This window comes from Leclercia sp. 119287, from assembly GCF_009734485.1.
In the GTDB taxonomy this organism is placed as follows: Bacteria; Pseudomonadota; Gammaproteobacteria; order Enterobacterales; family Enterobacteriaceae; genus Enterobacter; species Enterobacter adecarboxylatus_C.
The window spans coordinates 411,975-438,671 of record NZ_CP046445.1; the positions used below are offsets into that span (position 1 = coordinate 411,975).

A 26,697-nucleotide genomic window follows, 5' to 3' on the forward strand; every position below is an offset into this window, starting at 1 on the left:
AGGGATGATGGAAAATTCATCCCTGACTTTTTTACTGAATTGGTGACGCATTCGGAACATCGTAGATATGTGCGGCAAAGTGTGACTGCAGGCGATGGTCAAGCAGGGCCTGAAATATATCGGCACAGCAGGCATCACTGGCAATAATCCTGCCCTGTTCATCAAACTGAAGATTCAGCCGGAACCGCGAGGCATGTTCCCTGAGGCTTGCCATAAACTCCGGTAACTTATAGAATCCTTTTTCTTTTATGGCCGATGCTCTTCTTAGCTGCATTGCGTTTGTTCCGACATATCTTTTTAGTGGCTCGGCATCGGTAAAGAGCTGACTGAATTCTGGTTCATCAACGAGATCGTTAAAGTTAGTAAGGTGAGCTTTTTTATAACTCAGAAGGGATTCAAACGTTTTTTTGTTTTTGATGAAAACATTGTCACCAAGAATATAAAAATCAAAATCTTTTGCTATGTTAAAACGAGGGGTGTCATCTATTTTTAATTTATTGTTTTTGAAAACAACAGATCGTAATCCGGATTGTTTTTTCGTTGCCCATGATGGATCTGTTTTTTTGACACAATGTAGTACAGTATCTCCGGACACCAGTTTCACAGAGTAAAAATCACAGTTCGCCAGTTCTTTGATTTCTTTTACTTTTCTGGCCTGTGTCTGGTCCGCAGATAGTGCTGTAATTGCAACCGCAGAGGTTTCTCCGGAACCAATCAGCATCAGGCTGGCTTCATTGTTCTGGGCCAGCAGTGAATACTCAATAGTCTCCGTGTATTTTCCTCTTTCAGCACAAATAAATTCCGTCAGTTCAGTTTTGAGTTCAGGAACAACAGTGATCCATTTCCCCCTGTATACCGAGTTACTTTTTACTGTCTGTTTCCTGAACACCCAGACAGAAAGTGTTGCACTCTGGATATCAAAATCCTGTAATTCTTTAAGTTTCATCCTTATCTCCACTAATAATAATGACAGACTGTATTGTCTGATATTCGTAATCAGAATCAGGGGAAATACTCAGGTTTGATAATACCACACCTGAGTGTGTCTTTTTGCTACCTGGATGTCGATAAGTTACTTCATACATTTTCCAGTTGAATACGATAAGTATAGGGTTAAGTATTATTTGTCCGGTCTTATAAGACAGCCAGAAGAGCCAGAGAAGAAATACAATAAACCCCAAAAATTTGTTGGTCTCCTGGTAATTAATGCTCATGAACGAAACAATGTAAGGGAGAACATAGTTCATCAGGTCTGACGGCGTATACTTTACTTCCAGAATCCTGATTTTTTGCTCATCGCTTTTAGCCAGTTTTAATATAAGCCATGAAAGAAGAAAACATACCAGGCAGATGAGAAATAAACTGACGGACAGTAATGGTTCCTTAAACGGCAGGTTACAGGAGTCAGATGTCAATAAATCAAAGCAAAGATGCCTTTTATATTTACTGTCATCAAAATCCTGAATGAGCAGGATCATACTAAGTGGCAAATATGAGCCCAGAAATACAGCAAACGCAAACGGCAGCCTTGGGGTCATTTTACCTCCTAACCTGTGGGGGAAACTCACATCTTACCAATATTTGATGACAACCGGGAAGGTGTTTAACCAGCCGGATGCTTCCACAACGGTCAGTAGCCGGCCCTTTTTAATTCGACAGCAAGTCGTTTAAGACTCTCATCCAGATATCTGTGATTCTGCTTCAGCTCTTTTTTCATTAGTTCCGTGTGATGTTCCAGGTCCGGGTTATCTCCCGCCCGACTGACCGGAAAATCATCATCAGAAGACAGACGCCCATTCCTGCTGTAATCCATCACGATACAGACTAGGGTTGCAAGGTCTATCACCCTGTGCAGAGGAAGTTCTTCTGACTGCCTTGACCATTTTTCTCCGGTATTGCGCCAGACTTTAGCTGACAACTCTGTCCAGCCGGGGGAATTCCACTGCGCGATGCCGACTGACAGGCCTTTGGCATCACTGTCGTCAGCGTATGGACCATCAATACGATCATAATTTTCGACAGTAATGACAGGTTTATGTTTCAGATAAACGGGGATCTTCATGGTCAGTAGCCTCTGGATTGATATCAGATACTGCACAATTTACAAATTTTACTAAATTATAAAATTCTGTAAATGTAACATTATATGTTTGTTGTTTTAATTTAATTGGTTAAATGGTTAATGGAAAGCCGGGTATTTATCTGATTCTGTTTCGTACGGTTTGCCGTCAGTCTTTACAAAAAAAAATCCAGAAGGTGAAGCCAGCCAACCGTAAAGGCTGGATGGCTGATTACGGGGCTTATAAGTGAAATCCTGATTATCTCAGTGGATTATTGACTCTGGCGTAGTCAAAAGGAGAAACAACCTCGTGAATGTTTGCGTCGATAAAATCCCCCCACCATTGCAGCATCAGTCTTCGTTCATCCAGAAACTCCGCCTTGTGAATGTAAGCCGCCCGTACGCCATTACGCTCCTGATGGCTCATCTGACGTTCAACCGCATCTCTCGACCATAATCCTGATTCAATCAATGAACTGCAGGCCATTGTCCGGAAGCCGTGGCCACAGACCTCGACCTTCGTATCGTAACCCATAAGCCGCAGTGCGTTATTTACCGTATTTTCACTCATGGGTTTCCATGGATTATGGTCGCCGGTGAAAATCAGTTCATGCTCTCCACTGATAGTGTGGATCTGCTTCAGAATATCCAGCGCCTGAGTAGAGAGTGGTACCAGATGTTCTGTCCGCATTTTGGAGCCACGATGCGAGTACTTGACCCCGTCAATAGGTTTCCGCTCCGGAGGGATCGTCCACATGGCTTTTTCGAAGTCGATCTCAGACCATCTGGCGAAACGGAGTTCACTGGAACGGATGAAGATAAGCAGGGTGAGTTTTGTTGCCAGCCGTGTCAGAGGCTGACCCCGGTATGTATCCAGGCGTTCAAGGAGTTCTGAAATGCGGTTGAGGGCCAGGGCGGGGCGGTGCTGTCGTTTCACTGTTGTTAATGCACCAGTCATATCGACAGCGGGGTTATAGCTGATGATGCCGGACTGGGCAGCATAGCGCATGATTGCAGTGATACGTTGCTGAAGGCGGGCGGCTATCTCGTATATCTCTCTGGCTTCGGCTGCTTTAACGGGGATAAGCAAATCTGGCGTCCTGAGTGAGGTAATATCGCGTGAGCCGATGAAGGGAAACACATGAGTTTCGAGGCTTTTCAGTATCTTCTCACTATGTGAGGCAGACCATTTTTTATTGCTCTTATGCCACTGTCTTGCGATGCCTTCAAATGTCTGAGCTGTTTCGGGTACAGACTTTTTGATACGTTTCTGTTCGCACGGGTCAGTTCCCTCAGCTATCTGCTTCCTTGCCGCATCGCGTTTTTCCCTTGCTTCTGATAACGAGACTTCAGGGTAAACACCCAGAGCGAGCGTTTTCTCTTTGCCCAGAAACCGGTAGCGGAGCCGCCAGTAGCGGGAACCGTTAGGGTGAACAAGCAAAAACATGTTGCCGCTGTCGGCAAGTTTATAAGGTTTTTCATCCGGTTTAGCTGCACGGATTTTAGCGTCAGTGAGCGCCATTGGCGGTATCTCCTGATAGTAAAAGGGGTATAAATTTTATCGAATCAGACTATACCCTCAGTTGTACCCTCACAAGGGACTTGATGCGGGTTGAAGTTGATTGAGTTGGGTGGAGTTAAGGGATTGTAGAAGTGTTGATTTTTGAGGGCTTAGAATGCAAAAACGGACCTCCGTGGAGGTCCGTTGATATGAATTTGGTGCCCGGACTCGGAATCGAACCAAGGACACGGGGATTTTCAATCCCCTGCTCTACCGACTGAGCTATCCGGGCAACGGGGCGCATTAAACCGCAATCAGGTACGGTCGTCAACCTTATTTCGGGAAAAGCTGTTCAACTGCTTAAGATTGCGGCAATCTGTCGGTTTGCGCGTCGATTCTGCACAAATCTTCCAGACAGAAAGATAAGCCCGGGCAATGCTGACAGCGAAAAAGGGGGACGACAGTGAAGGACTGGCTTGAACTGCGACAGCATGCGGATACGGGGATTGAAACTATCAAGGCGCACTTTGAAGGGCACGCCTACGATCCGCACTGGCACGACAGCTATCTGGTGGGGATCACCCTCAGCGGCACCCAGCAGTTCCATTGCCGCCGTGAGCGTCACCGTAGCCATCCGGGGGATGCGTTCCTGCTTGAGCCAGGCGAGATCCACGATGGCGACGCCCCCGTCGCGGGCGGCTTCACCTATCTGACGTTCTACCTTGATGAGCGCTGGCTCACCAACACCCTGCATGGCCTGTATGATTCCACGCCCGGCAGCTATTCCCTGCATTTCACCCAAACCCTGACCCGCGAGCCGCAGCTGGTGCGAACCATTGGTGACACCTTTGCGACCCTGCACAATGACGAAATGAAGATCGTGCAGCAAAGCACGATGGATAATCTGCTGGCGCAGCTCACGTCTCATTGCCACTGGCGCAAAAAATTACCGTCGCAGGTGCAGAGCGCGGCGGTAGCGCACCGGGCCCGGGACTATCTTTATGCTCATCTGGGCGACAATATCGGCCTCTCCGATCTGGCCCGGGAGACCGGCACCGATCGCTTCACGCTCACCCGCTGCTTCAAGCGCGAGTTTCATCTGGCGCCGCATGCCTGGCTCATACAGCTGCGGCTGGCCAAAGCACGGCAGTTTCTGGCGCGCGGGGATCAGCCCGTCGACGTGGCGGCGGCGCTGGGGTTTGCCGATCAAAGCCATTTAGGTCGCTGGTTCCAGCGGGCTTACCGTATTACGCCGGCCCACTACCGTCGGTTATGCACAAACCTTCCAGACGTTTCCAGAAAATAGCGGCAATGTCAGGGCTCTGATAAAAAGGAGTCCCCTGTGAACCTGATGCCGTTTCTGTTATTTGCTTTTGTCGCCTCGATAACGCCGGGGCCAACCAATATTCTTGTTCTGACCAACAGCCAGCACTACGGGATGAAGGCAACTCTGCCCGCGCTGGTGAGCGCTTGCGCGGCGGCCAGCGCCATTGTACTGATTTCGGGAGCCGGGGCGGGGGAGCTGCTGCGTCAGTATCCGCTGGTGCGTCAGGTGATGAGCTGGGCTGGGGTGCTGTGGTTAAGCTGGATGAGCTGGCAGCTGTTTTGTGCCCCCGCGGCAAACGTCTCCCGCCCAGGGCATACCCGCTTTACCGCACGGGCGGCAGCGTTACTGCAGGTGATCAATCCCAAAACCTGGATGATGGCGCTGGCGGTCGTCAGCCTGTTTGCCCCTGCGGGAGAGCATGTGTTACGGGATGTCGCGCTGATGGCGCTCTGGTTCCTGCTGATCTCCGTAGCCTGCCTGATGTGCTGGGCATGGCTGGGACAGGCGGTAAACAGGCTGTTTCGGACCGCTGCGGCGATGGTGCGTTTTCAGCGCCTGATGGCGCTGTGTCTCTTCATTTCTGCCTGGGCGGGAATGCTGGCTTAAGTCAGCGCCCCGCCTTTGCGACACTGCGCGAAATGAAGAATATCTTCCGCCAGCCGCTGCGCCGTATCGACATCGGCCTGGCTGCGGTTAACCAGCATCCGGCTGAGGCAGCCTTCCATAATCAGATCCATCTGCTTTGCCACCATCGCCGGATCGTCCACTTCCAGGGTGGTCAGCAGTTCATGCGTAAAATCATGCGAGGCGCGCTTTTGCTGGTCGGCAAGCTGGTGGATCGGGTGCCCCGGATCCGGGAAAAAGGTGCAGGCGGCAATAAACAGGCACCCCGGGTAGCGGTGGTTACGCACGCATTCGGTAAGCGCAGAGTAGCGCGCCAGTAACTTTTGCTCTGCCGAGAGCTCGGTGTTGAGCATCAACTGCCTGCGCCAGGTATCCACCTGCTGGCTGAGATAACGCAGGGAATCGTACAGCAGCGCCTCTTTATCGGGCCAGAAACGGCGTAGTTCATCCAGAGGATAATTAACACGTTCGGCAACCATTTCCAGCGTGGTGCTGGCTATCCCTTGAATTTCAAGCAATTGCAGGGTTGCGCCCAGAACATCTTCACGTTGCACGGTTTTCTCCTCCGTTTACTTTCGTACTTTCCCGCTTAAAGTGTCGTTTACGGTTGGCGATCGCGCAAATGCGCACTGAACGTTGTAGCATCCATAAAACCCGTTACCCGCTGTGCGGGCTGCTCTTCACCTTGTGCGTTGAAAAACAAGATGGTGGGCAGGCCGAGCACATTAAGCTCCTTCAGCAGGGCCTTATCCTGTTCGCTGTTCGCCGTAACGTTGGCCTGCAGCAGGACGGTGTCTTTCAGGGCATTTTGCACCTGTGGGTCGCTGAAGGTGTATTTTTCGAACTCTTTGCAGGCGACGCACCAGTCGGCGTAGAGGTCGAGCATCACCGGCTTTCCCTCCGCCTGCGCCAGCGCGCGAGCTAACCCGTCGATATTTTCGATCGGCGTGAAATTGAGGTGTGCCTGGCTTTGCGCGGCGGGCGAGCCAAAGGCCCAGTCCTGCAATGGACGCACGCTGACCAGCGCGGCGGCCAGCAGCAGGATTTGCACGACGCGGATCCACGGCTTACTGGCGTTTAAGCTGCTGATAAAGGCCCAGCTAAAGAACGCCACACCCAACATGGCCCACAGCCGCAGGCCCCAGACATCACCGATCACGCGCTCCAGCAGGAACACCGGCAGCGCCAGAATGACAAAACCAAACGCGGTTTTTACCGTCTCCATCCACGGGCCGCTCTTCGGCAGCAGACGGTTGCCAAATACCGTCACCAGGATCAGCGGTAGCCCCATCCCGAGGGCGTAGAGATACAGCGTGCCGCCGCCGAGCCACATATTTCCGCTCTGGGCGATATACAGCAGGATGGCGCTGAGCGGGGCGGTGGTGCAGGGCGAGCAGATCAGCCCGGCAATGGCCCCCATGGCAAAGACGCCGCCTACCGAGCCGCCCTGCTGGCGATTACTCATCAGCGTTAAGCGGGTTTGCAGGGAGGAGGGAAGCTGCAGACTGAACAGGCCAAACATCGACAGCGCCAGCAGGATAAAGACTACCGAGAGCCCGATCAGCACCCCTGGGTGCTGGAGCGCCGCCTGGAACTGCAGGCCGGCCGCCGCGACGACCAGACCGAGCGCAGTATAGGTGAGCGCCATCCCCTGAACATAGATAAACGCCAGCAGCAGCGCGCGGCCGGTGGAGAGCCGCTGTTTGCCACCGAGGACGATGCCGGAGATCAGCGGGTACATGGGCAACACGCACGGCGTGAAGGCGATACCGATGCCGATCAATAAGGCCCAGAGGGCGGAGAAGGGCAGTTCGCCTCCTGTGCTGGTCTTCTCCTCTAAGGGGAGAGGGGAAACCGCAGGGACGGCGGCCGCTTTCACTTCGCTGAGCGGAATAACTTTGGTTTCGGGTGGGTAGCACAGACCGGCGTCGGCACAGCCTTGATAAGTCACTGTCAGCGTAGCGCCTTTATCCGCCTGCACGACGGTGACAGGCACCGACAGCTGACCGCGGTAGATTTCGCTTTTGCCGTAAAATTCATCTTCGTGCGCCACCCCGGCGGGCAGCTGGAGGGTACTAACCTGTGCCTGAGCGGGCGTAATACCGATCTGCTTGCGGTAGAGGTAGTACCCCTCTTCCACCTGCCAGTTGAGATTCAGTTCATGTTGATTTTGCTGAAAATCGAAGACAAAAGCCTGATCGGCAGGCGTGAAATTCGAGCGGCCGGGTGCATCAAACAACCCGGCAAGGACTGACGTGCTGCACAGCAGCAGAATTAGCGTAAGGAAGCGTTGAGCCATGAGAGATAGTCGTTATCGCCGTGAAGCACTGGCAGCACCAGCAGTTCCGGAGTCTGGTAAGGATGATGCGATTTGAGGCAGTCGAGGAGTGCTTGCTGATGGGCCACGCTGGATTTAAGCAGCATCTGCACTTCGTACTCCTGTTCCAGTTTGCCTTCCCAATAGTAGAGGGAAGTGGCGCCGGGGAGGATGGTCACGCAGGCAGCGAGCTTATCTGCCAGCACTTTGGCGGCAAGATCCTGGGCGGTAGCTTCATCGGGAGCGGTACACAGAACAACAACAGTGTCGGGCGTATTCACAAGTCGACCTCGGTATCGCGAAAAAAATCACTATATCACGACCGGCCACTGCTCATTAATGAATCGGGCCGCTAAGCGGCCCGACTTTAACTCTTTTTACAACCAAAAGAGGTTTACAGCACAATCCCGCCGATGATGAAGCCGAGGACGACACACAGGGTGATAGCAATCACGCCCGGGATCAGGAAGGCGTGGTTAAACACGTACTTACCGATACGGGTGGAGCCGGTATCATCCATCTCGACCGCGGCCAGTAGGGTCGGGTAGGTGGGCAGCACAAACAGTGCGGAAACGGCAGCAAAAGAGGCAATCGCCGTTAGCGGAGAGACGCCCAGCATCAGGGCCGCGGGCATCAGCGCCTTGGTGGTCGCCGCCTGGGAGTAGAGCAGGGTCGCGGCAAAGAACAGCACCACCGCCAGCAGCCATGGGTAGTTATGCAGCAGGTCGCCCGCTACGGTCTGGATATCCGTGATATGGGCTTTGACGAAGGTGTCACCCAGCCAGGCCACACCCAGTACGCACACGCAGGCGCTCATACCGGATTTGAAGGTGCTGGCGTTAAGCACTTCGCTGGTGTCGATTTTACAGGTGATGCTAATCAGCGTGGCGATGGTCAGCATAAATACCACGATCGCTTCGTTACGCGGCAGGACCGGGTTCTGAATCAGTCCAACGGTATCGCTGATGGCGGTGGCGTAGAACATCACCGCGATAATCCCGATCAGGAACAGCAGCACGGAGCGTTTCGCGTGTGGCTTCAGGACAAAGGCCTGGCTGCCGCGCAGCTTCACTTCACCTTTCGCCAGACGTTCCTGATAGACCGGATCGTCTTTCAGTTCGGCGCCAAGGAAGTTACAGAAGACGGCGGTGATCATCACCGCAATCAGCGTCACCGGAATACAGATCGCCAGCAGCGTCAGGTAGCTTACGCCCAGTGGCTCGAGGATCCCGGCAAAGAACACTACCGCCGCAGAGATAGGTGACGCGGTGATGGCAATCTGCGACGCGACAACGGCGATGGAGAGTGGACGGGATGGACGGATGCCCTGCTCTTTCGCCACTTCGGTAATCACCGGCAGGGTGGAGAACGCGGTATGGCCGGTACCCGCGAGAATGGTCATAAACCAGGTGACCAACGGGGCAAGGAAGGTAATGTATTTCGGGTGGCGGCGCAGCATACGCTCCGCCAGGCTCACCAGGTAGTCCATACCGCCCGCGACCTGCATGGCAGCGATAGCGGCGATAACCGCCATGATGATTTCAATAACGTCAAACGGAATAGCGCCGGGTTTAATTTGAAAAAAGAGAGTGAGTACAAGTACGCCAAGACCCCCGGCGAAACCAATGCCGATCCCCCCGAGTCTTGCGCCTAAGTATATCGCCAACAGGACGATGACGAGTTCTGCTCCAAACATGAGTGCCTACCTTGCTTATTAACAAGTTGATATTGAATTGTTGTGGTTTGGTAAAGCCTAAAAACAAAAAAGGCACGTCAAGTGACGTGCCTTCATGAAGTTTAACCTGAACTGTTATTGTTCACTTTCATCCGTGTATCTTTTTGCTTTATAGGCCGGGTGCATTAAGTTCTGTGCCGAGAAGATATCATCCAGCTCGGCTTCTGTCAGCAAGCCACGCTCAAGTACGACCTCTCTCACGCTCTTACCGGTTTCGGCACAGATTTTACCGACGATGTCGCCGTTGTGGTGACCGATGAACGGGTTGAGGTAAGTAACGATACCGATGGAGTTATAGACGTAACTTTCACAGACCGCTTTATTGGCGGTGATGCCGTTGATGCATTTTTCCAGCAGGTTGTAGCAGGCGTTGGTCAGAATATGAATGGACTCGAACATCGCCTGGCCAATCACCGGCTCCATCACGTTCAGCTGTAGCTGACCTGCTTCCGATGCCATGGTGACAGTAATGTCGTTACCGATGACTTTGAAGCACACCTGGTTTACCACTTCTGGCACCACCGGGTTCACTTTGGCTGGCATGATGGACGAGCCCGCCTGCAGTTCCGGCAGGTTGATCTCGTTGAGACCCGCACGCGGGCCTGAAGAGAGCAGGCGCAGGTCGTTACAGATTTTGGACAGCTTCACCGCCAGACGTTTCAGCGCGCTGTGCACCATTACGTAAGCGCCGCAGTCGGAGGTGGCTTCAATCAGATCTTCTGCCGGGACAACCGCCAGGTTGGACACTTCGGCCAGCTTCTGCACCGCCAGCTGTTGATAGCCATCCGGGGTATTCAGACGCGTACCAATCGCCGTTGCGCCGAGGTTCACCTCCAGCAGCAGTTCAGAGGTGCGCATCAGGTTGCGGGTCTCTTCATTCAGCAGCACGTTAAACGCGTGGAATTCCTGGCCGAGGGTCATCGGCACCGCATCCTGCAGCTGGGTGCGGCCCATTTTCAGGATATCCTGGAATTCGACGGCTTTGTTCTGGAAGCCTTCGCCAAGCTGGTTAATGGCATCCACCAGCTTCACTACCGAGGCGTAGACGGCGATACGGAAACCGGTCGGGTAGGCGTCGTTGGTGGACTGGCATTTATTGACGTGATCGTTCGGGTTCAGGTACTGGTACTCACCCTTCTGGTGGCCCATCAGCTCGAGGCCGATGTTGGCCAGTACCTCGTTGGTATTCATGTTCACCGATGTACCCGCGCCGCCCTGGTAGACGTCGACCGGGAATTGATCCATGCACTTGCCGTTGTTCAGCACTTCATCGCAGGCGGCGATAATGGTATTGGCGATGCTTTTCGGAATGGTTTGCAGCTCTTTGTTTGCCATGGCTGCGGCTTTCTTCACCATCACCATGCCACGCACAAACTCAGGGATGTCGCTGATTTTGCTATTGCTGATGTAGAAGTTTTCAATCGCTCTCAGAGTGTGAACACCATAGTAGGCATCCGCTGGAACTTCCCTGGTACCCAACAAATCTTCTTCGATACGAATGTTGTTTAACATGTGAACCTTCTTTTAAAGCTGCCGATTGATTGTACTAAACGCACAGTACATCTGTGGTTATGTCTATTTTCTGACCGACGATTATCCCCTGAATCGACCAGATACCCGGAATGATATGCTGATGATAGCGAAATGCCGTAACCTGGATCACTTATTATCGACCCGGTGGCATGATAATTATCAATCTGTGAAATGAATCACCGCTTTAATATTTCCAGAAAAAATATCCGTGCAAACCGATTGAATTTTGACTAAACGCCTCCATTTCTGACAGACGCGAATCGCAAATTGATACCGACAGGGGCCACAACGGCGTCTGCCACACAGGAGAAGCCCGTGCGCTGGATACCGTTAGCTGCAATCTTTCTCTATGTTTACATAGAGATTTCTATTTTTATTCAGGTCGCCCACGTGTTTGGCGTCCTGCTGACGCTGATACTGGTGATTTTCACGTCGGTTATTGGCATGTCGCTGGTGCGCAACCAGGGTTTCAAAAATTTCCTGTTAATGCAGCAGAAGATGGCCGCAGGCGAAAGCCCGGCGGCAGAGATGGTCAAAAGTGTGTCGCTGATCATCGGCGGTATCCTGCTGATTATTCCCGGCTTTTTCACTGATTTCCTCGGCCTGTTGCTGCTCGTCCCGCCAGTGCAGAAGCTCCTGACGCTGAAACTGATGCCGCATTTGCGTTTTAACCGGATGCCGGGCGGCGGATTCAGCGCCGGAACAGGCGGTGGGGAGACGTTTGACGGGGAGTATCAGCGCAAGGATGACCAGCGCGATCGTCTGGATCATAAAGACGATCGCTGAGAGAAATTGCCCGGCGGCGCTGCGCTTGCCGGGCCTACGATTGTAGGCCGGATAAGCGAAGCGCCATCCGGCGCTTACACCGCACTCCGCTTCGGCAAGAACAGCCAAAGTCCCGCCAGCATCACAATGGCGTACAGACTCTTCCATCCCACCATCGCCAGCAGCAGTAAGCAGAGCACCCCACCGATCACGGCCAGCGCTTTATAACGACCTTTCAGCAGGCGGCAGCCCGCCAGCATGCACAGCAGATAGATCATGATGAATATGCCGTTGGCATAGACGATAAGCGCGTCGAGGTTGATGTCCAGCCAGTAGATCGCCAGCGTACTCACTACACAGCAGCCCAGCACCGTATTCAGCGCATTGAGCGGTAGCTGACGTTTGGACAGACGCGCGAGACGGCTTTCCGGCTTATACAGTGCCTGGGACCAGACCAGTCGGGCAAAGCTCTGAATGTAGATATTCAGACTGGCGAAGCAGGCGAGATAGCCAATAACGCAGGCGATCCACAGTGCCTTTACACCAAAGAGTTGCACCACAATGGCAGGCAGCGAGGCCGCCGCTGCCATATCGGCACCATAGGCAGTGAAGTGGAGCACCAGCACCGTACAGGCCCAGTAGACCGTGCCCGCCAGCAGTAGGCCGATCATTAACGCCCGCGGGAAATCGCGTTCCGGCTGTTTAAACTCTGACGCCAGATGGGCGAAAGCTTCAAGGCCGACAAAACACCAGAACATAACGGAAAGCGCGGCAAAAAGCTGAGAATGGTCAACATCGGTTATGACAGGGAAGGGTATCTCCGTTACCTGAATATCGCCCGCCCACCAGATGGCGGCAATCAGCGCCACAATCAGCACCGCCACCAGGGTTTGCAGGTTGGCGCTGGAACTGGCCCCACGAGATCCGACCCACCAGACAATCGCCAGCGTACCCAGCTCGGCCAGCAACAGCTGCGCATCATGCCAGCCAAACAGCGCCTGGCCAAAACCCGTCGCAATATGCAGGGCGGCAGGCAGCCCCACGGGAATGACGGAAAGGAATAACCAGCCGGTGACGCGCTCCAGTCGCGGGCCAAACGCCATCCCGACAAAATGCGCCACCCCACCGGCACTCGGGAAGTGTCGCCCGAGAATGGCAAACACAATCGCCACCGGGAACACCAGCACGATTAACACCGGCCATGCCCAGAGACTGTTATCCCCTGCCACCAACGCAGCCAGCGCCGGCACGGCAAACACCCCCGTACCTAATAAAGAGGTTGAAAGTAAGCCAACACCCTGCGCGAGTCCAAGCTCCTGTTTGAGTCCACTCATTCCGTTGTCCTGCCACCATCAAAAGAGAGGCGATGGTAACACTTTCACAAATTTTTTTTCGACTACCCCTTGAAGGGGTAAAACCCCATCCCCATCTCTCAGGGCACTAGCCGGAAAACCGCTTACGGCCCGGCGTCACCCATAACTGATAATGACTTTCTCAAAGGAGAGCTATCAATGAGTATTCGTCCGTTACATGATCGTGTGATCGTCAAACGTAAAGAAGTTGAAACCAAATCTGCTGGCGGCATCGTTCTGACCGGTTCTGCAGCAGCAAAATCAACTCGTGGCGAAATCATCGCTGTCGGTAAGGGTCGCATTCTGGAAAACGGAAATGTGCAGCCTCTGGACGTTAAAGTTGGTGACATCGTAATTTTCAACGATGGCTACGGTGTGAAGTCCGAGAAGATCGACAATGAAGAAGTGTTGATCATGTCCGAAAGCGACATTCTGGCAATTGTTGAAGCGTAATCCGCGAACGACACTGAACATACGAATTTAAGGGAAAGATTAAAATGGCAGCTAAAGACGTAAAATTCGGTAACGACGCTCGTGTGAAAATGCTGCGCGGCGTAAACGTACTGGCAGACGCAGTTAAAGTGACCCTGGGCCCGAAAGGCCGTAACGTGGTTCTGGACAAATCCTTCGGCGCGCCGACCATCACCAAAGATGGTGTTTCCGTAGCGCGTGAAATCGAGCTGGAAGACAAGTTCGAAAACATGGGTGCCCAGATGGTGAAAGAAGTTGCCTCTAAAGCGAACGACGCTGCGGGCGACGGCACCACCACTGCAACCGTACTGGCACAGGCTATCATCACTGAAGGCCTGAAAGCCGTTGCTGCGGGTATGAACCCGATGGATCTGAAACGTGGTATCGACAAAGCTGTCGTTGCTGCTGTAGAAGAGCTGAAAACGCTGTCCGTACCGTGCTCTGACTCTAAAGCTATTGCTCAGGTTGGTACCATCTCCGCTAACTCCGACGAAACCGTAGGTAAACTGATCGCTGAAGCGATGGATAAAGTCGGTAAAGAAGGCGTGATCACCGTTGAAGACGGTACCGGTCTGGAAGACGAACTGGACGTGGTTGAAGGTATGCAGTTTGACCGCGGATACCTGTCCCCATACTTCATCAACAAGCCGGAAACTGGCGCTGTTGAGCTGGAAAGCCCGTTCATCCTGCTGGCTGACAAAAAAATCTCCAACATCCGCGAAATGCTGCCAGTACTGGAAGCCGTTGCGAAAGCAGGCAAGCCGCTGGTTATCATCGCTGAAGACGTTGAAGGCGAAGCGCTGGCGACCCTGGTGGTTAACACCATGCGTGGCATCGTGAAAGTGGCTGCGGTTAAAGCACCTGGCTTCGGCGACCGTCGTAAAGCCATGCTGCAGGATATCGCAACCCTGACTGGCGGTACCGTAATCTCTGAAGAGATCGGTATGGAGCTGGAAAAAGCGACCCTGGAAGATCTGGGTCAGGCGAAACGCGTTGTGATCAACAAAGACACCACCACCATCATCGATGGCGTGGGTGAAGAAGATGCAATCCAGGGCCGTGTAACTCAGATCCGTAAGCAGATCGAAGAAGCGACCTCTGACTACGACCGTGAAAAACTGCAGGAGCGCGTAGCGAAACTGGCAGGCGGCGTAGCAGTAATCAAAGTCGGTGCAGCCACCGAAGTTGAGATGAAAGAGAAGAAAGCACGCGTTGACGATGCCCTGCACGCGACCCGTGCTGCGGTAGAAGAAGGCGTGGTTGCCGGTGGTGGTGTTGCTCTGGTTCGCGTTGCAGCGAAACTGGCTGGCCTGACCGCTCAGAACGAAGACCAGAACGTGGGTATCAAAGTTGCGCTGCGCGCAATGGAAGCTCCGCTGCGTCAGATCGTTTCCAACGCCGGTGAAGAGCCGTCTGTTGTGGCGAACATGGTGAAAGCGGGCGAAGGTAACTACGGTTACAACGCTGCTACCGAAGAGTACGGCAACATGATCGACTTCGGTATTCTGGACCCAACTAAAGTAACCCGTTCTGCTCTGCAGTACGCGGCATCTGTTGCTGGCCTGATGATCACCACCGAGTGCATGGTCACCGACCTGCCAAAAGGCGACGCGCCTGACTTAGGTGCTGCTGGTGGTATGGGCGGCATGGGTGGTATGGGCGGCATGATGTAATCATGTTGTTCTGCACCTCGCAGAAATGAACAAACCCCCGGTCAGAAATGATCGGGGGTTTTTCTTTTGGTCATCTTTTTAGTATAAGGTTTAGACGCGGGCAGCACCTGCCCAGCTTATTGAAAACGAGGAATAACATGCGCGTTAACGTTTATGCAGGGATTGTGGGAGCAGCGTTGCTGCTGGCGGGTTGCAGCTCCGGCAATGAGCTGTCTGCGGGTGGACAGAGCGTTCGCTTTGTAGAAGATAAGCCGGGAAGCGAATGCCAGCTGGTTGGCACAGCCACGGGCAAGCAAAGCAACTGGCTCTCCGGGCAGCATGGCGAAGAGGGCGGTTCGATGCGTGGCGCGGCGAATGGCCTACGTAATCAGGCGGCTGAGATGGGCGGGAATGTGATTTATGGGGTGAGTAGCCCGACGCAAGGTTTGTTATCCAGCTTTGTTCCGACTGCCAGCGAAATGCAGGGCCAGGTTTATAAGTGTCCGAACTGAACGTGATACGGTTATCCCTCTCTTACTACAGAGGGATAATTTATTTAAAGAAACATTGTTACTGCATTACTGGTTGAGAGTAGTCTTTGTTTCAAGGCAGAAATTATGTAATGCCCGCAAACATTCATCTCTGGATAGAACTTGAGCGTGTTTTGAAGGTATGACCTGGCTGAACGTCTGGCAGAGAGTGTGTTTTTCACGCATGGCTTTACACGTTGGAGTTAACATAGCGATTTGTTGCAGAATATTCTCTCCCTCTTGCGACACAGGATCAACATTCATTTTAATGATATTACCTGCAAGCAGTTGTTTTCCATCGTCGGTGTCGAAGCAATAAAGTACGGCAACATACCTGGCATAAAAATATTGCTTCCAGGGTTCATGATTTAATTGATTATACTTAAGATTATTAATATCCGATAAATTGATATCGAAGAGTACCATGAAATCCATAAATATGCTGATCATGCGCAGTGTTTCATCATCTTTAATGTGATCAATAGCTTTTTTAACAGCCATGATAATAAACTCAGCTTGAGTATCATCAATATCTAGAGTTATCACATGTTCATTATGTAAAACAGCAACCAGAGAAAAATGCTCTTCACTGATTTTAGGTGCTATAGACATCACCAGATTGCCGGGATCTGGCTGCATAACTTCTACCTGAGTAATTTCCGGAATGTTTTTTGCAAGCACTTCATTTTCAGCGATACATTTCGTTTTATAATCGTCGCCGCGTGTAGTCAGACGCTGGCCAACTCTTAATGCACAGCCACGAAGGATAATTAGAAAATCAACGAGTGTGGGGATTTGCATAAAAAACATGCGTTCATTATCACTACTGTCTCTGAATTTGAACGACATCAGAAACAAACGTTCATTCTGTATAATTGGTGCAGTGTTAATTCCTTTAATTACCATTTTTTGATTCCTTTCAGTAATTCCAAAAAGTTGAAATTTAATTTCTATAGTTTGAAAGATCGATAACACGATCAGCGGATGCAATTGTCGATGGCCGATGAGCAACAATGATGCGCGTGATACTTAAGCTTGAAATCGCCTGGTTTATATGTGATTCATTATTAAGATCAAGATGGCTGGTTGCCTCATCCATAAAGAGAATGCTGGGTTTACGATAAAGAGCACGTGCAATCAACAAGCGTTGTTTTTGTCCACCAGAAATACCTAAGCCTAATTCACCGGCAAGAGTTTCATAGCCCATCGGCATTTTCATGATCTCATCATGAATATTACTATTACGGGCACACTGCTCAATAAATTCCTGATCAGCATTTTCACCGAAACAACTGATATTTTCAGCAATAGAACCTGAAAATAAGCGATCCTCTTGCAGAACACATGCTGTGCTAAGGCGATAGTTGTTTAATCCTATCTTATTGATATCTAGGTTATTTACAAATACATCCCCCTTAGTTGGAGCAAGTAGACCGCACATAACCTTTAAGAGCGTAGTTTTACCAACACCTGAAGGCCCAACTAATGCAATTGACTCTCCTGGAGTAATAGATAGATCCAGATTTGAGAAAATGGGCTGGGAAAAAGGATCATACTGATAGCTCAAATTTTTAATTTCAATTCCTACGGCTGTGTTGTCATTAAAAACACGTCGAGAAGGCATCTCCGCTTCAGGTTCGGTAAACACAATCTCTGACAGCCTCTCATTATGTAAGGATAGCATTCTAACTTGCATAAAAAGATCTATCAGACTTGAAGCCCGTTGGGAAAATTGTCCACGATAGGCATTGAATGCCATGAACATCCCGAGAGTCATATTATTATCAATAACCATTACTGCACCCAACCACAGGATGACCACTTGATCTGAATCGCCACGGGTTTAACAGACACCTCAGAGTCATTTAAGATGGCTTAAAGAGAGGTGCCCATGAGCGGTAAGCGTTATCCCGAAGAGTTTAAAATTGAAGCAGTCAAACAGGTTGTTGATCGCGGTTATTCTGTTGCCAGCGTTGCAACACGTCTCGATATCACCACCCACAGCCTTTACGCCTGGATAAAGAAGTACGGTCCGGATTCTTCCGCTAATAAAGAACAGTCAGATGCTCAGGCCGAGATCCGCCGTCTCCAGAAAGAGCTGAAGCGGGTTACCGACGAACGGGACATATTAAAAAAAGCCGCGGCGTACTTCGCAAAGCTGTCCGACTGAGGTACGCCTTTATCCGTGACAACACCTGTTGCTGGCCTGTTCGCCTGCTCTGTCGGGTGCTGGATGTTCATCCCAGTGGTTTTTACGCCTGGCTTCAGCAGCCGCATTCACAACGCCATCAGGCAGACCTGAGACTGACAGGACAGATTAAACAGTTCTGGCTGGAATCGGGATGCGTCTATGGTTATCGCAAAATCCATCTGGATCTGCGGGACAGCGGGCAACAGTGCGGAGTGAACAGAGTCTGGCGACTGATGAAACGTGTCGGGATAAAGGCTCAGGTCGGATACCGGAGCCCGCGGGCACGTAAAGGCGAGGCCAGTATCGTGTCGCCCAACAGGCTCCAGCGACAGTTCAATCCGGATGCTCCGGATAAGCGTTGGGTAACGGACATAACCTACATCAGGACCCACGAAGGCTGGCTGTATCTTGCCGTGGTTGTTGATCTGTTCTCACGCAAAATTATCGGCTGGTCCATGCAATCCCGGATGACAAAGGACATTGTCCTGAACGCACTGCTGATGGCTGTATGGCGCCGTAATCCCCAAAAACAGGTGCTGGTTCATTCGGATCAGGGCAGTCAGTACACAAGCCATGAGTGGCAGTCGTTCCTGAAATCACACGGCCTGGAGGGCAGCATGAGCCGTCGCGGTAACTGCCATGATAATGCGGTTGCAGAAAGCTTTTTCCAGTTGTTGAAACGCGAACGGATAAAGAAAAAGATCTACGGAACGCGGGAAGAAGCCCGCAGCGATATTTTTGATTACATCGAAATGTTTTATAACAGTAAGCGTCGGCATGGTTCCAGCGATCAGATGTCACCGACAGAATATGAAAACCAGTATTATCAACGGCTAGGAAGTGTCTAGATTATCCGTGGCGATTCAAACAACGTAGTGATTCATACCCCAGTGAATGACACAGGGGAGCTTAAGCTGTCTAATTTCATCAATATCGAGAGAGAGTGCTCGGCTTTTTAATCCGGCGCGTTCAGCTATACGGCTTAATGATAAAAGAGTAACCCCTTGTGCTGAGCTTCCGAATCTTTCACGGAAAGTAAACAGGTCGACATTCAGACCATAATATCCGGCTATCATTGCCAGGCAAGCGACACCACATTCAGATGCTTCAGATTGCAGAATAACAGGCGTGGTTTTTCGTAGAGAAAAATTAAGTTTATCTGTAATATATTTAAATAATTCTTTATTCATTGATCGGTCCAATAACGCTTTGAGTTATTTTCTGTAACGGCGTAAACATCCACATATAGAGGGGCCGCTCTTCAAGGAAGACAATAGCTTGGGCTTTTAAACCATTCGATAATTCAAGATCTTTTCCGTTATAATGAAAAGTTTTGTTTTTTATTTTTATGATAGCTTTATAGAGTGCCAGTTCTTGCTGATTACCACCGGATGATACATTGGTGTACTCTGCCATTTCCTGGCGGGAGGCCGGTATGGAAGAGATTGATAAAATCTCTCCTGGGAACTGACCAAATTTGTCCGATGGAAATGCGTCATAACGTATATTAACAATGTCACCAGGCTTAACATACGGAATACTGTTATTCGGTAACCATAATATAAGAAAATATTCAATGTTCCCTGTTGGTTTGATCTGAACCAGACTACTGCCCTTATCGACCATTTGCCCAATGGTAACTGCAACAGATTCTATTTTACCTGCTGTTGTTGCTTTTATTACGACATTACCATTAGCACTAGATTCAACAGCCTGATTTTTGAAATCATTGATTTGGTTCTTATGATTAGATATTTGATTATCAAAATCGGATGCCTTAACCACAATATCACTTCTAAGTTGGGTTAATTGCGATTCAAGTTGCATTTTTTGGCTAACCAGAGACTGATACGTTCCTTGCTGTTGAAAATAAAGAGAATGTTGATAATTATACTGATCTTTAGTAATTAAGCCTTGTTTTAGGTAAGAATCATAACTTGCGAGGTTGTTCTTCATTTTATTCAGACCAGCTGCTGCATTGCTCAGCATGACCTTGGTTTCTTTCAACGAATCAGAATATTGCTTAACCTGTGTATCCAGAGCCTCGAGCGTTTCAGCCTTATTGCTTAAAATTTTGTTAATAATCTCCTCAGCATTGATAATTTTTTCTGAGATTACTGCATTCACTGCATCAGTAACATTACCTGTGATGGTTGAACGAGAAACGTCAAGCTCGTATAACGGTTCCCCTTTATCAACTAAATCACCTATTTCAACATGCTTTTTGACAACGAATCCCTGCTGGGGTGAAAATACGTTAACAGAATGAGGAAGTGTAATTACCTCTCCTCTAACGTCTATACGCTGCGTATAGGTGCAAAAAGTGAGGGTTGAAATAAGAATGAGTAAAAAAGCCACTGATAAGAGGCTGATTAGCCAGGAAGGTATTCCTGCCAATAGTAATGCTTTCCCCTTCCAATGGTTTTTCTTATACTCAATCGCTTCCTGGCGAAATAATTGATTACTCATAATTATATATGGATAGTTAATGTAATGCTGATAATTGTCAAATGATCAATAATGATATTGACCTCGAGGTAAATCATTGGGTGATAATAAATAACTCATTGCTTAATTTATTGATAAGATCGAATTGTTACATCTCAATATCGTTGATTAATAGAAGTTTAAAAAATTAAAGACATGACTTCGCATAAATATAAATCCTTGAGTTAGTGTTGATGCAGTTTAAAAATATTAGATAGTCTTCTTATTAATCGGTGTTTTAAAATTGATTGGTTTGTATATTACAGAGAAAAATCAGTTTTTCAATGTTTGCAGAATGCAATGCATCATTTTTATTGATAATTAGGAATAGTGCCCAATTAATTGTGCTTAATTAAGAATTAACCCCAAGTTAATTGACTTTAAATAAAAATTAGTTGGCATTGTTTGTGTCTTATATTTTATGCTGAAGCTTGGTTGAATATTTAAATAAATCTTTCTTTTATAATTAAGTTATAGGTAGGGTGGCCAGGTAAAATTCAAATCCAATAAATAATTACCTGGCCAGACATACTTATTGTAACTAGAAAATATTAAATCTTTCAGTTACCTTTTTAGTCTAATTATGCAACCCAGCTTCCTGAGGTGAAGTCATTAACCAGAATATTATAAATATTTTCGGCTGCGCTCATACCATGATAAGCACCATTGATTGCACCAACCGCAGCACCCAGAATTAAACCTGCAAAAAAGCTTACAGCGGTACCAATCACACCTACCCCTAATACGCCACCACCGGCAGCACCACCATAATACCCGCCAATTACACTGCCCCATGCAGCAGTTGCGGCAGTAGATAAAATAGTGCCCATGACAGTATCAACAACGCCTTCAACCAGGCCTTGAGTACCATTAAGCATCTCAATCAGACCGGCTCCGGATACCTGTTCCATTTCAAAAGCTGTGATTTCTTTCATTTTAATTTCCATTTATATTAATTGAAATGTTTTATCTTTAACAATCTTATTAATGAATTCAAAATTCTTGCTAAAGATGTTAATTGAATATTTATGCGTAATAATTGTATAATTACGGTTGGCTCATATTTATCTTATTTAAGATAATATATAAGTCTCAGATTCAATTATCCATTTTTTTATAGATTAAGCGACCCAGGATCCGGATGAAAATGCCGCAAACATTTTAGCTGTAATATCGTCACCATTGCTCACACCTTCATAGGCACCACGGATTGCGCCAACGATGCCACCCAGGATAAGCCCTGCGCCCCAACCAATAAACGTCATTGGAACGCCGACACCCAGCATGCCACCGCCGCTTGAACCTGCGTAGTAACCGCCAATTACACTACCAAATGCTGCGCTTGAAACTGCTGAAAAAATTGTTCCCAGTACGGTATCAATCGCTCCTTCAATAAGGCCCTGGGAGCCGTTTAACATATCTACGATGCCTGCGCCGGAGACATTTTCCATTTCAATAAGTGACATAACTTTCATAGCTAATTTCCTATATAGTATTTAAATAATATGATAGTTGTTCGCAAGTCGATCGTTTGACAGTCTGTATGAACAACATCACGCGGGTAATATTACTGGAACACTTTATTAAAACAAGGTACGAGTTAATTTAGATGGAAGATTAATTAGCATTTAGGAATTTTACCTGAATTGATTTTAGATTATTTTAAATTAAATAGTATAATTATTGTAATTACTGAGTTAATGCCTCTATTGAAGCATTGTGCGCTTTGATAGTTTTAATAGTAATAAAGCCGTATTAATATTAATTAAATATTAATTTAAGATTGATAGCCTGGCAAGAGATGGTAGAAAAGGCGATAGCTATCGTCTTTTCTACCATAATGTATTGAATTTTTTTAAAGATTTTCACTAGTACTGGTTTATTGTAAACGTCATCGCAGCATTTGCTGTTCCTGAGGTGACTTTATTTGCGATTTTTTTATAGCGCGCAACAAAAGGTATTATGACTTCCGTTTCTTTCTGAGTGTGATATTTAATCTCATTATCAAATATAAGCGGTGAAAGATCGGATTTATTCAAGATCTCGATTGCTACACCCTCAGCCGCACCCGCCACACTACTGTCAATGGTGAGGATACCATCACCCGTACTGCCAGTAGTCGCTTCAAACGAGACAAATACAGGTGAATCATCTGCCTCACATTTGATTGATACAGAAAAGTCTTTTGATGGTCCCGTCGTACCTATTGCACCAAAAACGGTATAAGATGTTGGAGGCATCAGCACGGTTTGATTGCGTTTCCCCGGTTCAACGATGCAGCTTTTCTTTACCCATGCAATATTTGTTGCTAGTGACACAGTAGCAACCGTTTTTTTATCAAGCGTGTATTCAGCAATGACATCTTTAAATGTTGTACCGCTGCTGATGGGACCTGTTTTGATAAAATAGACGGTTGTCCTGCCTACGGTTTCCCACGGTATTAAGTCCTGATAGCGAATATTTGTTGAATAGGGAACCATAAGCACACGTTTTTGTATATCTGATATCTGTACGCCTATCCCTGGCACGCCAGAGGCAAATATGTCACCTTTATCATTGCTGCTGACCACGGTGGTAAAAGAATTCTTCATCGTAGAAGCATATTTACCACTTTTAGTATTCAGAAGGCATGATGCTTTTACGCCTGATGTATTAACTTCAGCCTTTGCTAAAACGGTACCAATTTCAGCATCTGGATCAATATAGAGTACCGAGTTGGGTATAGAGTATGGCTTTGGATATAAAATGCAATTATCCGCTGCCATCGTTTCATAGCTACAGAGAGCGAGTAATAGACCACCGCCCAGGATCGTTTTTTTATTTAACATAAGGCTATATTCCATTTAACGGCACGTAGTTTCAGCTTGTGTAATCCCATTAATCGCCTGGCTACTGTTTAGCTGATAAGAGGCTTTACATTTTTCATGGCCATTTCGACCCCATTGCACCTGTAATTCTCCACTTTCATCTAAGCCTGACAGATATACCTGACCGTTATCACTCACTATGCCAGTAATTGATTTCCCTGCTAATTTGGACACGTTTGTGACGGTCGCACCAAAGGGTAATTTTTTACCCGTAGGATCAATAAGGGTTAAAATTGCTCGTAAGCCAACGTTTGCAGAAAATTCAGCGCGAGTGATTGAACCTCTGGTTGGAACGACACTTGTAGTTGCGACTTCAATCTCGGCATTTTCAGGCATAGTCTCGGTATCTAATGAGACATCGTTGCGGCGATATAAAGAAACATTTGGAACTATAGTGTATCCTCTGTAATCCGTTATAACCCCGACATCGTTTGTGATTCGTGTTCCCCCCACACCCGGTGCTTTCACTAATATCGCACTGTCGGAAAACGTCTGTCCCAGGGTAAGGCCATCTTCATGGAGTATCATGCTTCCAGATGCACCATAATTTATGTGTTGCCATGTATTATCATAATCATAGTTGGCATAGACTTCCCCATATGTCCCACTGTAATCAAGACCGGCGCTGCCACTGGCATAATCCCGATTATCATAGCCCTGTTGAACGTTCCAGCTTAAGTTGTTGCCTTCCAGTGCGGTACCGGCCATGCCCACTGTGTTTGCGGTTGAGCCTGGAGAGCCTGTTGTCATACCATAATTAAGCCAGGTATTTTGCATGAAAGCAGAAAATGGCACTGTAACATTTAATGAAAATAGTTTTTCGCTCTGCTTTTTTTTCTGGGAATCTGAATACTCAGAAGAGTATCGATTATAAGCATAGTTTAGGGTATAGCTTATGCCCTTCCAGCTATTGCTATATCCAATATTCGCTGAGGTTGTCTGGCGTTTTTGATTCCAGTAATCCTCAATAAAACCGCCAATGTTTATATAACCCCAATGGTCAGGTAAATTCTGACTAATGGTTAATTCTGAACGACTCTTCAACCGATCGATCATTGAATATGAGTAACTATCGCGGTAGGTATCCAGCGTATCATTAAGCGTTAAGAATCCGCTGGTAGAATAGCGATATCCCGCGATAGATACGTTTGTACCAGTAGAGCTCAAGTTTTTACTATAACGAAAACGTATAGACTGGCCCGAGAGATCTTCTCTGTTTTTCGGTGTTGACCATGCTTGAGTGACATCAACAGAAATTGCACCTAGATCGCCTAAGTTATTACCTATACCAGCTGTAATGGCCTGGTATTTTGACGCCGCCTGGAAGCCTCCATACAACGTGGAGTTCAAAGGAAGACCATAACTCGCAGTTGCCTGTGTGAAAGGAGTTTCATCCACATCATCATCAGAAGGACGATATAAACCAGTCGTGACACTGTATTTCAGACTGCCTTCTCGACGTAAAACCGGTAAAGACGCAAAAGGCACGACAAACTGTTGTTTACTACCATCAGTTTCTTCAATTTCAACCTCAAGGTCGCCGCTTCCACCTGTGGAGTAGAGATCGGTGATTTCAAAAGCACCCGGCGGGACAAAGGATTGGTAAATGGTGTACCCATTCTGCTTTATTAATACTTTGGCATTTGTTTTAGCTATACCACGAACAACTGGTGCATAACCCTGTAAACTCTCTGCATCCATGCTATCGTCCGTGGCAAGCTGAGCCCCTTTAAACGGTACGCTATAAAAAATATCAGAGGGAGAGAATTTTTCGCCTAAAGTCAAAACGCTCTTCAATGGAATGATATTACGTTCTGAGTAGGTATAGACATTATCCCAGTTATCGTCTTTACTTTGTGACGACTTATTCCATGTGCTATAGTTGCGTAAACGCCATGCGCCGATATTCAGACCTGGAAGTAAATTTAAGCTGTATGTTTCATTATCTGGATTGTTGTCGCGCGAATAACCCTTACTACCGTAAGCACGATAGTTTAAAAATAAGCTAGTAATTCCATTGTCAAATTCTTTTGGATTCACAAATCCACGAACAGATGCGACTAATGCTGCCTGAGGTATACTTAATTTAAGCTGCTGCAAATTGAAGTTAAATTTAGAGCTAGCTTCAGGGATCTGTTGAAGATCAACGCATCCTTTTTCATCTGCTTTTAAATCTTTAATCGCATGGGTGCGTACGCCATAATTGTTTAATTTTTCAAGGCTCAAACAGGGGATAAGTTCGTTGTTTTTTTGTTTTGAGGTCGTAAATTCTACTTCCGCTGTTTCAATAAATCCACCGTTAATGAATACATCAACCTTATAGACTCCTGGAGCTTGGGCATTAGCGTGTTCATATGCCGAAAGGTCGACTCGCTTTCCAGAAGCAGTTATATCATTAAGAAATGCAGGATTGAACAGGTCTCGTGCCATCGTCACTGATGGCATTCCAATCGTATTTAAACTTACCAGTATGGTTAAGCAAGATCGTAGCTTGAAATTTATAGCGGCCATCTTAACTATCCCTGTCAAATAAAAATTAATTATTTAAGCGTTGCTATACAGTTATAACATTGCCTTGTTGGTCTTACCTTTGCCTCCATGGTCGTTTATCACGCTCCATTCTAATACTCCGCTCTTGCTAATGTTTGCAGGCAGTTCATACGTTGTGGACGACATTGGCGGCAAATAGTTTTTTTCTGCCATAGAGATCACTTTCCCGTTCAGTGTGATCTGTGCAAGATTTATGTAATAAGGTGAGGTGTTTTTACCTGTTATACTGTTTCCATTTACCGTCCATGTTAATTTTTCAGAAAAGGATTCTGGTATGTTATCCATTAACTTTTTTGGGCGATAAATCAACTTCATTTTTGTTCTGACAGCAATTTGTAATGTGTTCCTGTCTTCATCACCATCCATTGCGGGAATTGATGTTATATTTAGAAAGAATAAGCTTTCTCTGTCAGTGGGAAGTTGGTTGTTCGCTTTAAAAATTCGAATGACGTTTTTTTGATTTGCATCTAATCTGAATAAGGGGGGCGTAACCATGAAATGAGTTCCTGATATATCATAGTTCTCTATCCATGATTTAATTAAGTATGGTGATGAGTCTTTGTTAGTTATACTTACAGATGTTTCTTTTTTACCTTCGCTATAAATAACTCGCGTTGCGCCAATTTGCGTTCCTGCATAGGCTGAGCAGGTAGTCAATGCCATCATTAAGGTCGTTTTTAATATGATTTTAGTAAGCATATATCACCTGGTAAAATAGTAAATATACGCTCCTGTA

Annotated in this window: 24 protein-coding genes, 1 tRNA gene and 2 pseudogenes; 7 read left to right on the forward strand and 20 right to left on the reverse strand. The window is 47.9% G+C overall.

Annotated elements, in window-relative coordinates; translation table 11 throughout:
- Window positions 1–31 precede the first annotated feature (31 nt).
- From GNG27_RS01940 to GNG27_RS01960, 5 genes are all read right to left on the reverse strand, one after another.
- Window positions 32–946: a Kiwa anti-phage protein KwaB-like domain-containing protein gene (locus GNG27_RS01940; RefSeq protein ID WP_023336675.1), complete on the reverse strand. Its 915-nt coding sequence runs from the start codon at window positions 944–946 to the stop codon at window positions 32–34.
- Window positions 936–1,538 (reverse strand): hypothetical protein, encoded by a 603-nt coding sequence (locus GNG27_RS01945; protein ID WP_023336676.1) that lies wholly within the window; start codon window positions 1,536–1,538, stop codon window positions 936–938. The genes GNG27_RS01940 and GNG27_RS01945 overlap by 11 nt, the downstream gene beginning before the upstream one ends.
- A 92-nt stretch (window positions 1,539–1,630) precedes the next feature.
- The gene (locus GNG27_RS01950) at window positions 1,631–2,062 is read right to left on the reverse strand and encodes a DUF6530 family protein (protein ID WP_005123253.1); all 432 of its coding nucleotides are present in this window, start codon (window positions 2,060–2,062) and stop codon (window positions 1,631–1,633) included.
- Between the two features lie 256 nt (window positions 2,063–2,318).
- Complete coding sequence (locus GNG27_RS01955; protein ID WP_023336677.1) at window positions 2,319–3,581, reverse strand: integrase arm-type DNA-binding domain-containing protein; 1,263 nt, start codon at window positions 3,579–3,581, stop codon at window positions 2,319–2,321.
- Between the two features lie 195 nt (window positions 3,582–3,776).
- A tRNA-Phe gene (locus GNG27_RS01960) sits at window positions 3,777–3,852 on the reverse strand.
- Between the two features lie 171 nt (window positions 3,853–4,023).
- On the opposite strand from GNG27_RS01960, the gene GNG27_RS01965 reads away from it, so the two are divergent.
- Both GNG27_RS01965 and GNG27_RS01970 read left to right on the forward strand, forming a co-directional pair.
- The gene (locus tag GNG27_RS01965) at window positions 4,024–4,866 is read left to right on the forward strand and encodes an AraC family transcriptional regulator (RefSeq protein WP_156262729.1); all 843 of its coding nucleotides are present in this window, start codon (window positions 4,024–4,026) and stop codon (window positions 4,864–4,866) included.
- A gap of 36 nt (window positions 4,867–4,902) precedes the next feature.
- Window positions 4,903–5,493 (forward strand): LysE family translocator, encoded by a 591-nt coding sequence (locus GNG27_RS01970; RefSeq protein WP_142487919.1) that lies wholly within the window; start codon window positions 4,903–4,905, stop codon window positions 5,491–5,493.
- Here GNG27_RS01970 and GNG27_RS01975 read toward each other — a convergent pair.
- From GNG27_RS01975 to aspA, 5 genes are all read right to left on the reverse strand, one after another.
- The gene (locus tag GNG27_RS01975; RefSeq protein ID WP_156262730.1) at window positions 5,490–6,065 is read right to left on the reverse strand and encodes a transcriptional regulator; all 576 of its coding nucleotides are present in this window, start codon (window positions 6,063–6,065) and stop codon (window positions 5,490–5,492) included. The genes GNG27_RS01970 and GNG27_RS01975 overlap by 4 nt on opposite strands.
- Before the next feature lie 47 nt (window positions 6,066–6,112).
- Window positions 6,113–7,810 (reverse strand): protein-disulfide reductase DsbD, encoded by a 1,698-nt coding sequence (locus tag GNG27_RS01980; RefSeq protein ID WP_156262731.1) that lies wholly within the window; start codon window positions 7,808–7,810, stop codon window positions 6,113–6,115.
- Window positions 7,786–8,109, reverse strand: a complete 324-nt coding sequence (gene cutA / locus GNG27_RS01985) for a divalent cation tolerance protein CutA (RefSeq protein WP_106994016.1) — start codon at window positions 8,107–8,109, stop codon at window positions 7,786–7,788. The genes GNG27_RS01980 and cutA overlap by 25 nt, the downstream gene beginning before the upstream one ends.
- A 113-nt stretch (window positions 8,110–8,222) precedes the next feature.
- On the reverse strand, window positions 8,223–9,524 hold the full coding sequence (locus GNG27_RS01990; protein ID WP_142487922.1) for an anaerobic C4-dicarboxylate transporter: 1,302 nt from the start codon (window positions 9,522–9,524) through the stop codon (window positions 8,223–8,225).
- 114 nt (window positions 9,525–9,638) lie between these two features.
- Window positions 9,639–11,075 (reverse strand): aspartate ammonia-lyase, encoded by a 1,437-nt coding sequence (gene aspA, locus GNG27_RS01995; protein WP_106994018.1) that lies wholly within the window; start codon window positions 11,073–11,075, stop codon window positions 9,639–9,641.
- A 336-nt stretch (window positions 11,076–11,411) separates the two neighbouring features.
- Here aspA and GNG27_RS02000 point away from each other — a divergent pair, with 336 nt between their 5' ends.
- A complete protein-coding gene (locus tag GNG27_RS02000; RefSeq protein ID WP_103822973.1) occupies window positions 11,412–11,882 on the forward strand; it encodes an FxsA family protein in 471 nt (156 codons plus the stop codon).
- 74 nt (window positions 11,883–11,956) lie between these two features.
- Here the strand turns inward: GNG27_RS02000 and yjeH are convergent, their stop codons facing one another.
- The gene (gene yjeH, locus GNG27_RS02005; protein WP_156262732.1) at window positions 11,957–13,195 is read right to left on the reverse strand and encodes an L-methionine/branched-chain amino acid transporter; all 1,239 of its coding nucleotides are present in this window, start codon (window positions 13,193–13,195) and stop codon (window positions 11,957–11,959) included.
- A gap of 177 nt (window positions 13,196–13,372) precedes the next feature.
- Between yjeH and GNG27_RS02010 the strand changes: the two genes are divergently transcribed.
- The 3 genes from GNG27_RS02010 (at window position 13,373) to GNG27_RS02020 (ending at window position 15,848) form a co-directional block, all read left to right on the forward strand.
- Window positions 13,373–13,666, forward strand: coding sequence for a co-chaperone GroES (locus GNG27_RS02010; protein WP_032616151.1), 294 nt, complete (start codon window positions 13,373–13,375; stop codon window positions 13,664–13,666).
- Window positions 13,667–13,710: 44 nt separating this feature from the next.
- On the forward strand, window positions 13,711–15,357 hold the full coding sequence (gene groL / locus GNG27_RS02015; protein WP_142487925.1) for a chaperonin GroEL: 1,647 nt from the start codon (window positions 13,711–13,713) through the stop codon (window positions 15,355–15,357).
- 137 nt (window positions 15,358–15,494) lie between these two features.
- The gene (locus tag GNG27_RS02020; protein ID WP_156262733.1) at window positions 15,495–15,848 is read left to right on the forward strand and encodes a DUF4156 domain-containing protein; all 354 of its coding nucleotides are present in this window, start codon (window positions 15,495–15,497) and stop codon (window positions 15,846–15,848) included.
- A 66-nt stretch (window positions 15,849–15,914) separates the two neighbouring features.
- Here the strand turns inward: GNG27_RS02020 and yjeJ are convergent, their stop codons facing one another.
- Both yjeJ and GNG27_RS02030 read right to left on the reverse strand, forming a co-directional pair.
- On the reverse strand, window positions 15,915–16,772 hold the full coding sequence (yjeJ, locus tag GNG27_RS02025; protein ID WP_156262734.1) for a YjeJ family protein: 858 nt from the start codon (window positions 16,770–16,772) through the stop codon (window positions 15,915–15,917).
- Window positions 16,773–16,809: 37 nt separating this feature from the next.
- Window positions 16,810–17,694, reverse strand: a pseudogene (locus tag GNG27_RS02030) (peptidase domain-containing ABC transporter); the annotation flags it as partial.
- A 63-nt stretch (window positions 17,695–17,757) separates the two neighbouring features.
- On the opposite strand from GNG27_RS02030, the gene GNG27_RS02035 reads away from it, so the two are divergent.
- Window positions 17,758–18,905, forward strand: a protein-coding gene (locus GNG27_RS02035) for an IS3 family transposase (protein ID WP_089518920.1) whose coding sequence is annotated in 2 segments (ribosomal slippage) — window positions 17,758–17,995 and window positions 17,995–18,905 — 1,149 coding nt in all. Because the reading frame shifts where the segments join, the coding sequence is not laid out codon by codon here.
- A gap of 18 nt (window positions 18,906–18,923) precedes the next feature.
- Here the strand turns inward: GNG27_RS02035 and GNG27_RS02040 are convergent.
- The 7 genes and pseudogenes from GNG27_RS02040 to GNG27_RS02070 form a co-directional block, all read right to left on the reverse strand.
- Window positions 18,924–19,247 (reverse strand): annotated as a pseudogene (locus GNG27_RS02040) (cysteine peptidase family C39 domain-containing protein); the annotation flags it as partial.
- A complete protein-coding gene (locus GNG27_RS02045) occupies window positions 19,240–20,526 on the reverse strand; it encodes an HlyD family secretion protein (RefSeq protein WP_156262735.1) in 1,287 nt (428 codons plus the stop codon). The pseudogene GNG27_RS02040 and the gene GNG27_RS02045, both read right to left, overlap by 8 nt.
- A gap of 599 nt (window positions 20,527–21,125) precedes the next feature.
- Window positions 21,126–21,479, reverse strand: coding sequence for a hypothetical protein (locus tag GNG27_RS02050; protein ID WP_156262736.1), 354 nt, complete (start codon window positions 21,477–21,479; stop codon window positions 21,126–21,128).
- A 186-nt stretch (window positions 21,480–21,665) separates the two neighbouring features.
- Window positions 21,666–22,019, reverse strand: coding sequence for a hypothetical protein (locus GNG27_RS02055; protein ID WP_156262737.1), 354 nt, complete (start codon window positions 22,017–22,019; stop codon window positions 21,666–21,668).
- A gap of 393 nt (window positions 22,020–22,412) precedes the next feature.
- Window positions 22,413–23,372 (reverse strand): fimbrial protein, encoded by a 960-nt coding sequence (locus GNG27_RS02060; RefSeq protein WP_197090552.1) that lies wholly within the window; start codon window positions 23,370–23,372, stop codon window positions 22,413–22,415.
- Window positions 23,373–23,387: 15 nt separating this feature from the next.
- A complete protein-coding gene (locus tag GNG27_RS02065) occupies window positions 23,388–25,922 on the reverse strand; it encodes a fimbria/pilus outer membrane usher protein (protein WP_156262739.1) in 2,535 nt (844 codons plus the stop codon).
- Between the two features lie 51 nt (window positions 25,923–25,973).
- Window positions 25,974–26,660: a molecular chaperone gene (locus tag GNG27_RS02070; RefSeq protein ID WP_156262740.1), complete on the reverse strand. Its 687-nt coding sequence runs from the start codon at window positions 26,658–26,660 to the stop codon at window positions 25,974–25,976.
- Between the last annotated feature and the right edge of the window lie 37 nt (window positions 26,661–26,697).